At 44.6% G+C, this 10,999-nt stretch carries 12 protein-coding genes and 1 pseudogene; all 13 read left to right on the forward strand.

Annotated features, from left to right (window positions below):
• Nucleotides 1-350 precede the first annotated feature (350 nt).
• Nucleotides 351-1,307 (forward strand): substrate-binding domain-containing protein, encoded by a 957-nt coding sequence (locus tag HZY94_RS09300; protein ID WP_179925914.1) that lies wholly within the window; start codon nt 351-353, stop codon nt 1,305-1,307.
• Entirely contained in the window at nt 1,307-2,614 is a 1,308-nt protein-coding gene (locus HZY94_RS09305) for a sensor histidine kinase (RefSeq protein ID WP_179925915.1), read from the forward strand. Before HZY94_RS09300 ends, HZY94_RS09305 begins: the two co-directional genes overlap by 1 nt.
• Nucleotides 2,607-3,290 (forward strand): response regulator transcription factor, encoded by a 684-nt coding sequence (locus HZY94_RS09310; protein ID WP_179925916.1) that lies wholly within the window; start codon nt 2,607-2,609, stop codon nt 3,288-3,290. Before HZY94_RS09305 ends, HZY94_RS09310 begins: the two co-directional genes overlap by 8 nt.
• Nucleotides 3,287-4,573 (forward strand): ABC transporter substrate-binding protein, encoded by a 1,287-nt coding sequence (locus tag HZY94_RS09315; protein WP_179925917.1) that lies wholly within the window; start codon nt 3,287-3,289, stop codon nt 4,571-4,573. The genes HZY94_RS09310 and HZY94_RS09315 overlap by 4 nt, the downstream gene beginning before the upstream one ends.
• Before the next feature lie 200 nt (nt 4,574-4,773).
• Nucleotides 4,774-5,205, forward strand: coding sequence for a PTS sugar transporter subunit IIA (locus HZY94_RS09320; protein WP_179925918.1), 432 nt, complete (start codon nt 4,774-4,776; stop codon nt 5,203-5,205).
• A gap of 35 nt (nt 5,206-5,240) precedes the next feature.
• On the forward strand, nt 5,241-5,735 hold the full coding sequence (locus tag HZY94_RS09325; protein ID WP_179925919.1) for a PTS system mannose/fructose/N-acetylgalactosamine-transporter subunit IIB: 495 nt from the start codon (nt 5,241-5,243) through the stop codon (nt 5,733-5,735).
• A 29-nt stretch (nt 5,736-5,764) separates the two neighbouring features.
• Nucleotides 5,765-6,602 (forward strand): annotated as a pseudogene (locus HZY94_RS09330) (PTS mannose/fructose/sorbose/N-acetylgalactosamine transporter subunit IIC).
• A 1-nt stretch (nt 6,603) separates the two neighbouring features.
• Nucleotides 6,604-7,434 (forward strand): PTS system mannose/fructose/sorbose family transporter subunit IID, encoded by an 831-nt coding sequence (locus HZY94_RS09335; RefSeq protein ID WP_179925920.1) that lies wholly within the window; start codon nt 6,604-6,606, stop codon nt 7,432-7,434.
• A gap of 15 nt (nt 7,435-7,449) precedes the next feature.
• Nucleotides 7,450-7,737, forward strand: coding sequence for a DUF202 domain-containing protein (locus HZY94_RS09340; protein ID WP_179925921.1), 288 nt, complete (start codon nt 7,450-7,452; stop codon nt 7,735-7,737).
• A gap of 77 nt (nt 7,738-7,814) precedes the next feature.
• The gene (locus HZY94_RS09345) at nt 7,815-8,210 is read left to right on the forward strand and encodes a single-stranded DNA-binding protein (protein ID WP_160333187.1); all 396 of its coding nucleotides are present in this window, start codon (nt 7,815-7,817) and stop codon (nt 8,208-8,210) included.
• Between the two features lie 132 nt (nt 8,211-8,342).
• Complete coding sequence (gene groES / locus HZY94_RS09350) at nt 8,343-8,624, forward strand: co-chaperone GroES (RefSeq protein WP_179925922.1); 282 nt, start codon at nt 8,343-8,345, stop codon at nt 8,622-8,624.
• Nucleotides 8,625-8,634: 10 nt separating this feature from the next.
• Complete coding sequence (gene groL / locus HZY94_RS09355; RefSeq protein WP_179925923.1) at nt 8,635-10,260, forward strand: chaperonin GroEL; 1,626 nt, start codon at nt 8,635-8,637, stop codon at nt 10,258-10,260.
• Nucleotides 10,261-10,826: 566 nt separating this feature from the next.
• Nucleotides 10,827-10,999, forward strand: a 173-nt coding sequence (locus HZY94_RS09360; protein WP_179924846.1) for a helix-turn-helix domain-containing protein, incomplete at its 3' end; no start/stop codon positions are given.

The following is a 10,999-nucleotide window of genomic DNA, read 5'->3' on the forward strand; positions in this document are numbered from 1 at the left end:
GTTAGAGAGTACCAAATCTTTTTTGCGAAGCAAACTCCAATCGTTCGCTTGATAGCGAACATTTCATGTTCGTCCATATCATAGGCTCAGCGAGTCAATTCCTGACTCGCCGAGAGGACTCCGAACCTGACCTAATCAACCTTGCGGGGGTGGGACTACGAACTAATTTTGAAAAAAATTAGTTCTGTCCCACTCCCTTTTATTTTGCTCTACATATTCTTATAGTGAAAATTGTAGTATAATGGTAGAAAAATGGATTTATAGGTTATCTGCGCTTTGAAAATCAAAAGGCTGGTCTGTCACTTTGTCGATTGCTAGTTGTTTTACCAAACGAGGGGAGCTATCCGAATATGTTCAAACGAAGCTTTGTCTATTTCCTACTTCCAATGGTGGTGTGCTTATTTTTGGTCTTTTTATTTGAAAGAGGGAGGCACTTGGATGACAAACAATTGAAAATCGGCATCAGTTATATGACTCTCAACAATGATTTTTATAAGACCTTGAATGCAGAGATTGAAAAGACGATGGGCGTCGAAACAAGTCGGTTTTTTGTTAGGGATGCTGAGTTGGATGCTGGTAAGCAAAGTCAGCAGATTGATTTTTTTGTGGAGCAGCAGGTAGATGTGTTAGTCGTGAATCCAGTTGATAGTCATAGTCCACAGGTGCTTGCCTCCTTGAACAGGGCTAAGGCTGCAGGAATCCGAATCATTGTGGTGGACAGCCCGATTAGTTCCGAGGCTTCGGTGGATGTGACCATTGTTTCGGACAATTACCAAGCTGGGGTGTTGCTGGCAGAGAATCTGTTAAAAACGGTCTCAGAAGCCAAGATTCTCATCTTGAAACACCAGAATGCACTTTCGGCCAGGGAGAGGATCCAGGGATTTTTGGATACCATTGAGCAGTATCCGGCCTACAAGGTGGTTGCTGAGCGGGAGACCTTGGGGCAGACCGAGGAAAGCATGACCCAGGTGCTTGCTGCTTTGCAGGATGGTCCTTCCTTTGATGTTGTTGTTTCATTGAATGATCGGGCGGCTCTCGGTGCTCTGGCTGCGCTGGAAGACCAGCGCTATACTGGCCAGATGCTCATTTATGGCGTCGATGGTTCACCGGATATCAAGGCCCTTTTGCCCTTGAAAAATGCCCTGCAGGGGTCAGTGGCTCAGTCTCCTATTCAGATGGGGCAAAAAGTGTCAGAAGTTATCCAGCAAATGGTTTCCCATCAGGAGTATGAATCGAACTATGCAATCCCTGTGCAAGTGCTGACTAGGGAGAATCGCAGGGAATTTCCTGTAAAAGGATGGCAGTAATGCGAGGATATACACGTACAGCTTATAGCTTTTGGACTCTTGTTTTGATTAACTTTCTGGCGGTGGTCTACAATGCGTCGATCTATCTGTTTGCGACCCACTACGCCATTTCTAGGGGCTTTGCCTATAGCCTATTGAGTCAGTTGGAGGCGGTTCCCAAATCACCAAGTCTGGTTTTCTTAGCAACAGTCTTTCTTTACACTGGTTTGCTGGGGATTTTCTATCACCACCAACAGCGGACCCAGCCCTTTTCCATTTTTGACCGCTTAACGATGTTGGAGGTTTTCCTTACTCTGGCCTTATTTTTCACCCTGTCCATGTCCTACAATGGCTTGTTTTTGGTGGTGTTTGCCGATGTTTTTTATGGCTCAAAAGAATTTGCTGCTCTTAAAAATCGGAAGTATTGGGTACCCCTGCTGGGTCTCAGTTTGCTCTTGCTAACGGACTACAATCTTTTATCGCTCTTTGTGGCCTCTCCCTCACTGGGGACCTATATTCGTTTTTGCCCGCCCTCGCTGCAAGTTCTTTTACTTTTTGGCAAGAATTTCCTATTTTCGATCAATCTCCTTGTTTTTATTTTATCCTTGATTTTTTCCATTTTAGAAACCATTCAAGAAAAACAAAAGATTGAAGAGGAGCTGCGACTGGCTGCCCAGGCTAACCGTGAGTTAAACAGCTACCTAACTCTCTCCGAGAAAATAGCTGAGGATCGGGAGCGGAAGCGGATTGCGCGGGAAATTCATGACACTTTGGGCCATGCCCTAACTGGAATTTCAGCTGGACTGGATGCGGTGAGGGTTTTGGTGGATCGGGATCGGATTCGTGCAAAGGAGCAGTTGGACAATATCTCGGTGGTTGTTAGGGATGGTATCCGCGATGTACGGGCTTCCCTTCATAAAATGCGGCCGGGAGATTTGGAACACCACAGCTTGAAAGAAGCGCTGCTGAAAACGATTCGTGAATACGAGGCGCTGTCTAATATTGAAATCGTTCTCGATTTTCAGTGGGATCGTATTGATCTGGATATTGCCAAGGAAGATATCGTCTTTCGGATTATCCAGGAGTCGATTACCAATGCCGTTCGGCATGGGCATGCCCGCTCCATTCGGATTGAATTGCTGGAACGCCAGGATTATGTGATGATCATTCAGGATGATGGGGTGGGGTTTGAAGAGTTGTACTATGGCTACGGGTTAAGGCAGATGGAGGAACGTCTGGCGATTATTGGCGGTCGTGTTCATTTTGAGAATCGGAATGGTTTTTATACCTATGTCACCATTCCAAGAATGGGAGGAGAATATGATTAAAGTCTTGATTGCAGATGACCAAGCCTTGATTCGAGAGTCTCTGCAGATTGTTTTAGCGAGTCATGCAGATATAGATGTCGTCGGAGTGGTGGCGGATGGTCAAGAGGTCTTGGAGAAAATCCCCCAGCTACATCCAGATGTGATTTTGATGGATATTCGGATGCCGGTTATGGATGGCGTGCTTTGTACCAAGGAGATCAAGGAGCGCTTTCCCCACATTAAAATTATTATCTTAACGACCTTCGATGATGATGAGTTTATTTTCTCGGCCTTAAAGTATGGTGCTTCTGGCTATCTGCTTAAAGGTGTTTCCACAGAGGAATTGTACAGAGCCATCCAAACGGTGAACCAGGGAGGAGCCATGATCAACCCGGATATTGCCAGCAAGGTTGTGCAGTTATTTTCCCAGATGGTGCAAGCTAATTTTACGATTGCAATCCAAGAGGATTGGACCGAGGAATTGAGTCTGACGGAATGGAAGATTATTCAGCAAATTGGCTTTGGGGAGTCCAATAAAGAGATTGCCGCCCACTTGTTTCTTTCAGAAGGAACGGTTCGGAATTATATTTCTGGTATTTTAGCGAAATTGAGTCTGCGGGATCGGACCCAACTGGCAATCTGGGCTGTTCAAACGGGCCTAACCCAGAGAAAGCTGTTGAAGGAGAGGGATCAATGAAGGTGCTCAAAGGGATCCTCCTGAGTGGGTGCTTGCTTTTGCTGCTTGGAGCTTGTTTTAGCCTATTCTTTCAAAAGAAGGTCTTACGGCTAGGGGTTTATGCAGTGAGTAGCTGGGATGTTCCCAATAGCCGAGAAAATAGGGTCTTAGATCAAGCGATTGAACGATTTGAAAAAGCTCATCCGGACATCCGTGTCGAATACGAGAGTGGAATTCCCAAAGAGGACTATGAAGATTGGTTGTCTGAAAAGATTCTTTTGGGGGAGCAGCCGGATGTATTCCTGGTTCCGGAGTCGCGCTTTAGTTCCCTAGCGCGTGCAGGTGCTTTCAAGCCTTTGGACGGCTTTCAAGGGAAGGAGGCAGAGGCCCTGTATTATCCGGTAGCTTATCAGTCAGGTCTTTATAAGGGGCAGAGCTTTGCACTTCCTTTGGAAAGTAATCCCATCATGATGTGTGTCAATCAGGATTTATTGGAACAAGAAGGTCTGGCTATCCCTGAAACGGCTTGGACCTTAGAGGATTTGTACAGACTCTGCCAAAAACTGACCAAGGACACCAATGGCGATGGGATTATCGACCAATTTGGCATTACAGATTACAGTTGGCAACAAGCCCTGGTGGCTTATGGTGGACAGCTTAAAAGTCAAACAGGGCTGAATTTGGATAGCCCGGAAATGCACCAAGCTTTAAAATTTATGAGCCAATTGGAAGCCTTAAACCAAAACTATCGTGTTTCGTCAACGGACTTTGACCAAGGCAAGGTTGCCTTTTTTCCCATGAGCTTAGCCCAGTATCGGACTTACAAACCCTATCCCTATCATGTGGCTAAGTATTCGACTTTTGCCTGGACCTGTGTACCCATGCCTGGGGCATCAGGGGTAGACCAGGGGACCCAGATCAAAACCTCCCTTTTGGCCATGTCTGCGAAAACAGCCTATGCAGCTGAGGTTTGGGAATTCATGACCCTGCTGTGTGCAGACCAGGAGACCCAACAAGAGTTGTTTACAAAATCCCAGGGAACCTCGTCGCTCAAAGCGGTGGTCACCAGTCCCGAGTCTCAGAAAGTTTTACAAGCTAATGTATTTGGGAGTCATGCGATCTCTCCTGAAAAATTGGATTACATGATGGAACATTCCGTCCTTGATCTGAGTCAGGATCTTGAGCAGGAACTCCTAGAGCGGATTCATTATAGGGTGGACGGAATTATCAAATCGGGTGAAGTGGATAGTCAATTACCCCGTTTACAAAGAGAGCTTGAGTTAACCTTGAGGGCTGAAGAATAGAGCTAAGGCGATTATGTGAATGAATTGATGTGAGGTCAGAATCCATTGGTGTTTAATGTAGGTTCTGACCTCGCTTTTTTTTAATATGACATCTGTCATATCGAACCTATCAATTGTCAGGAAGTCAAAATGACATTCGCCAATATGAAAGCGATTTCAAATAAAGTAAAATAAGAGTGAAATTTGAAGGAGGTGTGAAGATGAAGTATCTAATTTTGGTCAGCCATGGTGGTTTGGCAGAAGGTGTAAAAAGCTCCTTGAACATGTTTGCCAGCGACAAGATGGGGGAAGTGCTTGCCCTCGCTTTACAAGACGGGGAGTCTGTCGACAACTTTGCCCGACGTGTCAGACAAGAACTTGAAATAGTAGGAGCTGCTGATAGTACCTTGGTTCTTGGGGATCTTGTTGGTGGAAGTCCACTGACAACGGTTTGTAAGGTCCTTGAGGAGCGGGGGCAATTGCAGACAGCTCTTGTATTGGGAGGGTTAAACCTGACGATGGGACTAACGGGACTGGTGCTGAAAGATAGCTTGGAGGGCAAGAACCTAGCCCAGGCTATTCTGACAGAGGCTGCTGCAGCCCTAAAAGAGTTTGAAGTAACGGTGTTGGATGAGGATGAGGACCTCATTTAAGGAATGAGCGTCAATAACGGAAAAAGGAGAAAAATATGGCAGTTACATTTGTACGAATTGATGATCGGATGATTCATGGCCAAACCGTAACCCGCTGGGCCAAGGAGTATCCCTGTGATGGATTAGTGGCTGTGAATAATGCTGCAGCAGGAAATGCCGTTTTAAAACAGGCCTATAAAGCAGCATCGGATAAGAAAACCTTTGTTTGGGATCTAGAGGCCTGGAAACAGAAGTCCCAGAAAGTCCGAGATTCGGATAGTCGTTATTTTTTAATTACCAAGAATCCACTCGATATGAAGGAGATTTTAGTCGATCAGGGCTTTGTGCCCGATGATGTCACAGAGATTATTGTCGGACCAGCCAATGACCGTCCAGGTGCTATTAAACTGGGAAATAATCAATCCATTATCCAAGAGGAGGCAGAAGCCTTTGAGGCTATTCAAGCAGCTGGCTACAAGGTGAAATTTCAGTTACTACCGGATGTTTCAATTGGTTATTGGGATGATTTCAAAGAAAAATTTGGATTTTAAGAAGCTGTAGTTCATAAGGAGGTTTTATGATGACAATTTCATGGTTACAAGCAGCCTTATTAGGTCTATTTGCCTGTCTCTCATCTGTTCCCGGATTAGGAGGGACATCCTTTGGGAACTATACTTTGGGACGTCCGCTTGTTGGAGGACTTGTTTCAGGGTTAATCTTAGGCGATTTGAAGTTAGGAATTATTTGTGGTGTGGCTATGCAGCTGGTCTATATTGCCCTGGTAACGCCTGGCGGAACCGTATCTGGCAATTTCTTATATTGGTATTCCCCTAGCCATGGTGGCGATTCGGTCTCAAGGTTTGGCAGTCGATTCTGCTGAAGCGGCTAATTTAGCCAAATCGATGGGAACTCTGGTTGGAACTGTCGGAACTGTCTTGTTCTATGGTACAGCAACCATGAACTTGCTGTGGCAGCACCTTGGTTGGAAGGCTGTAGAAAAAGGCGACTTCAAGCGCTTGTACGCAGTGGATTGGGGCTTTCCGTGGATTTCCCATTTTGTCTTCTCTTTCTTGCCAACCCTGATTTTGTGTAAGTTGGGGGCAGATGCCGTTACAGCTCTGAAAACAGTTTTGCCTTTGGATGGTATTCCGATGAAAACCTTGTTTACAGTAGGTTCGCTCTTACCTTGTGTGGGGATCGCCATCCTTTTAAAACAGATTGTTGAAAAAGTGACGGATTTCATTCCATTTTTTGTCGGTTTTACATTAGCAGCTTCTTTAGGTTTGAATTTAGTAGCATCTGCCGTTATTTCGCTGATTTTTGCCGTTTTGTTCTATGAGATTCAAATGGCTAAAAATGCAAGAGGAGCCGTGGCTGCTACAGCTAGCTATGACGACGATGACGAGGAGGATATCTAAGATGGTAAAACTCAGTAAAAAAACCTTAGGAAAATCTTTCCATCACTGGTACTATGGAAATTTAACCTGTTTCTCCCAGGAACATATGCAAACCTTTGGTTACCTAGCATCGATGCTACCGGTTGTAGAGGAGCTTTATGCTAACAAAGAAGATCAGGCCAAAGCGATGCGAACCTATACGGCCTTTTTCAACACAGAACCACAACTGGGTTCCTTGATTGTGGGGATTACGGCAGGGCTAGAGGAGGCGCGTGCCAATGGGGCCGATGGTGTGGATGATGAAACCATTAACGGTCTGAGAGCCGGTTTGATGGGACCCGTGGCAGGTATCGGGGATTCCTTGATTGTGGGGACCTTGATTCCGATTATCCTCGGGATTGCCCTTGGTTTATCAAATGGCGGCTCACCTCTCGGAGCAATTTTCTACATTATTGTGTGGAATCTACTTGCGTATTTTGGAATGAAATTTGCTTATTTCAAAGGCTATGAGCTAGGGGATAAGGCAGTTGAATTTTTGGTGGGGCCAACCGGACAAGCCATCCGCAAATCAGTTTCCATTATTGGAGGCATGGTGATTGGAGCTGTCGCTGCCACATGGGTACCGGTAAAAACTGCCTTCCAATTGACCGATAGTTCTGGCCAAGCCTACTTAGTCCTTCAGGACCAGTTGGACGGTGTGTATCCTGGCCTCTTAACTGCCCTGTTCATTGTCTTTTGTTGGTGGTTGATGTCTAAAAAGAACTTGTCGCCAATCAAAGTGATGTTGCTTTTGGTTCTGCTTGCTTTTGTTGGTGTACTGCTTGGTTTCTTCAACCCAGGCTTGCAATACTAGAAAGAGGGAAGCGACATGACTGAACAAGAATTGATACAAGGCTATGAGCAGGAAATCACTTACCAAAAGCACATGATTGAGAATCTTGGTCGCTGGTTCAGTCTTTTCTTCACTCTTGCCAGTGTTGGTTTAATCTTTCTTTACTTTTTCGTTGGAAGGAACCAGCTAATCACAGTTGTGAGTTCTTTGCTCACGCTATTCGGTTTCTTGGGGATGCTCCTTTTTGGGTATGGCATCTATAGGGGACGACTGAACCTGCAAAAGGTAATCCTGGATTTAGAAAGAAAGTTGACCGAAGCATGAAAATAATGGAGTTTGGGTTTCTCTCCCAGACTCTTTTTTAGGTTTGTTTCCGAATAAACAGGTAGGAGGGAAAAAAGATGAATCGTATTTTTCTAATCGGTCGTTTAACAGGGACTCCTGAGCTTCAGAAGACCCCCTCAAATCGGAGTGTGACACGTTCTAAATTAGCCGTCAAGCGGCGTTACCGAGATCAGTCGGGTGAGCGGGAATCTGATTTTATCTCGATTGTTGCCTGGGGACGCTTGGCTGAGTATATTACGAGCTATGCCTGCAAGGGAAGTTTGATTGGAGTGGAAGGGGAACTTCGTACCCGTCGTTATGAAAAAGATGGGCAAATGCACTATTTATCGGAGGTCCTTTGTAGTGATTTTCAATTGCTAGAAACCAAGGAACAGCGCTTGTTGCGGGAACAACGTCGGAAACAGGAACAGTTTGAGATGGTTAGTGAGGAGGGTGAGGATTTGCCTTTTTGATGGGGGATTTATCCTGTAAAAAACTTTGTAACGGAGGCAAGTTTTTTTCTTGACTATTGTTGACTAAATGATACAATAGAAACAGAATTAGCAGTCATAAGAGTCGAGTGCTAAATAGTTGGAGGAAAATCTATGTTAAAACCCTTAGCAGATAAAGTTGTTGTGAAAGTCATTGAAAAAGAGCAGTCTGTGTCTGGTTTTGTCTTGGCGTCAAATAGCCAATCAGCTACCAAAACAGCAGAAGTTGTAGCCGTTGGAGAAGGACTCCGTGCCCTTAATGGTGAGTTAATTGAACTATCTGTTGTAGCTGGACAAACCATTCTTTTTGAAGGTCATGCTGGTATTTCTGTTAAAGATGGGGATGAAGACTTCCTCCTCATTCGTGAGTCTGATATTCTAGCAATTGTTGAGTAAGGAGTAAAAAATGGCAAAAGAGATTCAATTTTCATCAGATGCTCGTAGCGCTATGGTGCGTGGCGTAGATATGTTGGCGGATACGGTTAAGGTAACCTTGGGACCTAAAGGCCGGAATGTTGTTTTAGAAAAAGCCTTCGGTTCTCCCCTAATCACGAATGATGGGGTAACCATTGCTAAGGAAATCGAGTTGGAAGATCCCTTTGAAAATATGGGTGCTAAACTGGTTTCAGAAGTAGCTTCTAAAACCAATGACATTGCCGGTGATGGAACAACCACGGCAACCCTTTTGACGCAAGCGATTGTTAGAGAAGGAATCAAAAACGTGACAGCTGGTGCGAACCCAATCGGTATCCGTCGTGGTATTGAAGCTGCAACAGCAGCAGCGGTTGCAGCTTTGAAAGACAATTCTGTACCTGTTTCCAATAAGGAAGCCATTGCACAGGTTGCAGCTGTTTCTTCTCGGAGTGAGAAGGTTGGAGAATACATTTCAGAGGCCATGGAACGTGTTGGTAAAGATGGCGTTATTACCATCGAAGAATCTCGTGGAATGGAAACTGAATTAGAAGTGGTTGAGGGAATGCAGTTCGACCGCGGTTACCTCTCTCAATACATGGTTACAGACAACGAGAAGATGGTCGCAGAATTGGATAATCCATTTATCCTGGTGACAGACAAGAAGATCTCTAATATCCAAGAAATTTTGCCACTGTTGGAAAGTATCCTACAAACCAACCGTCCACTTTTGATCATCGCGGATGATGTTGATGGAGAGGCTTTGCCAACCCTTGTTTTGAATAAGATTCGTGGAACCTTTAATGTAGTAGCTGTTAAAGCTCCTGGTTTTGGTGATCGTCGGAAAGCGATGTTGGAAGATATTGCCATCTTGACTGGTGCAACGGTTATCACAGACGATTTGGGTCTTGAATTGAAAGATGCGACAGTCGAGGCTCTCGGTCAAGCAGCCAAGGTAGTTGTTGATAAAGACTCGACAACAATCGTTGAAGGAGCTGGTGATTCAGCTGCCATCAGCAACCGTGTTGGTGTCATTAAGTCTCAAATTGAAACTACAAATTCTGACTTCGATCGTGAAAAATTGCAAGAACGTTTGGCTAAATTGGCCGGTGGTGTTGCAGTGATCAAGGTTGGTGCTGCAACAGAGACTGAATTGAAAGAAATGAAACTGCGCATTGAAGATGCCTTGAACGCAACACGTGCAGCAGTGGAAGAAGGAATTGTTGCCGGCGGTGGAACTGCCTTGGTGAATGTGATTCCTGCAGTTGCTGCCTTGGAATTAACTGCAGATGAAGAGACTGGTCGCAATATTGTTCTGCGTGCACTGGAAGAGCCTGTGCGTCAGATTGCTCTCAATGCTGGTTATGAAGGTTCTATTATTATTGATCGCTTGAAACAAGCAGAAGCAGGCCAAGGCTTTAACGCTGCTAGCGGCGAATGGGTGGATATGATTGAAACAGGAATCATCGACCCTGTTAAGGTAACCCGCTCAGCTCTTCAAAATGCTGCTAGCGTTGCTAGTCTAATCTTGACAACCGAAGCTGTTGTAGCCAACAAACCAGAACCTCAAGCTCCAGTTGGTCCAGCCATGGATCCAGGAATGATGGGTGGTATGATGTAATACCTAATTAAAATCAAAATTAGAATACTCGAATAATTTCAAAGAATTGACTAGGAAAGCCGACGAAGGTAGAACTTAGGTTCATCAAGGAGGATTGACAACGTCAAAATTTGAAATTAAATGAGTATAAGGACCTCCAAAGTCGTCTATCGACAGTGAGAGGCCACAATAGTGATTAAGGGGACAAGGTCTTCGTATATATCCAAAAATAAGTAGGTCCGGTTTTTTAGCCGGGCCTCTTTTTAAAGGCTCTTTGTCAACTGTAGTGGGTAGAATTTTACAATCTATAAATAGTGAGTACAATATCAAAAATTTTAAAATGAAGTTAGCCACCCATCCTATCTGCTAGATAAGTACTACAACTCATTCTGATGAGTTGTCTGATTTCATTTGATAATAGGTTTGGAGCTGTTAGGCTAATTGGCCAAGGCTAATGATAGCCTTGGTTTAGCCCTCAAAACAGCTTCAAAAGTCCCTGTTGTCAAATGAAATCCTTTTGTAAGGTATAAGAAAACACCTCCGTGCTATACTTGTTGTTCACCACAAACAAAAGGAAGGGCACAGAGATGCAAAACAATTATACAACAAAAGGAAAACATTTGACAATTAATGATCGTCGCTACATTGAACGATGGAACAAAGAAGGAAAATCCAATCGAGAAATTGCTCGCCTACTTGGAAGAGCTCCTCAAACAATCAATAACGAAATCAAGCGAGGGCAAGTCTTACAACAAGTGAG

This window comes from Streptococcus danieliae (genome assembly GCF_013415245.1).
GTDB classification, from domain to species: Bacteria; Bacillota; Bacilli; order Lactobacillales; family Streptococcaceae; genus Streptococcus; species Streptococcus danieliae_A.

What these genes read in the sequence shown, in the direction of transcription:
- HZY94_RS09335 (WP_179925920.1), top strand. Translation starts at nt 6,604, where the DNA reads ATGGTAAAACTCAGTAAAAAAACCTTAGGAAAATCTTTCCATCACTGG.
- groL (WP_179925923.1), top strand. Translation starts at nt 8,635, where the DNA reads ATGGCAAAAGAGATTCAATTTTCATCAGATGCTCGTAGCGCTATGGTG.
- HZY94_RS09305 (WP_179925915.1), top strand. Translation starts at nt 1,307, where the DNA reads ATGCGAGGATATACACGTACAGCTTATAGCTTTTGGACTCTTGTTTTG.
- HZY94_RS09310 (WP_179925916.1), top strand. Translation starts at nt 2,607, where the DNA reads ATGATTAAAGTCTTGATTGCAGATGACCAAGCCTTGATTCGAGAGTCT.
- HZY94_RS09325 (WP_179925919.1), top strand. Translation starts at nt 5,241, where the DNA reads ATGGCAGTTACATTTGTACGAATTGATGATCGGATGATTCATGGCCAA.
- HZY94_RS09300 (WP_179925914.1), top strand. Translation starts at nt 351, where the DNA reads ATGTTCAAACGAAGCTTTGTCTATTTCCTACTTCCAATGGTGGTGTGC.
- groES (WP_179925922.1), top strand. Translation starts at nt 8,343, where the DNA reads ATGTTAAAACCCTTAGCAGATAAAGTTGTTGTGAAAGTCATTGAAAAA.
- HZY94_RS09315 (WP_179925917.1), top strand. Translation starts at nt 3,287, where the DNA reads ATGAAGGTGCTCAAAGGGATCCTCCTGAGTGGGTGCTTGCTTTTGCTG.
- HZY94_RS09320 (WP_179925918.1), top strand. Translation starts at nt 4,774, where the DNA reads ATGAAGTATCTAATTTTGGTCAGCCATGGTGGTTTGGCAGAAGGTGTA.
- HZY94_RS09345 (WP_160333187.1), top strand. Translation starts at nt 7,815, where the DNA reads ATGAATCGTATTTTTCTAATCGGTCGTTTAACAGGGACTCCTGAGCTT.
- HZY94_RS09340 (WP_179925921.1), top strand. Translation starts at nt 7,450, where the DNA reads ATGACTGAACAAGAATTGATACAAGGCTATGAGCAGGAAATCACTTAC.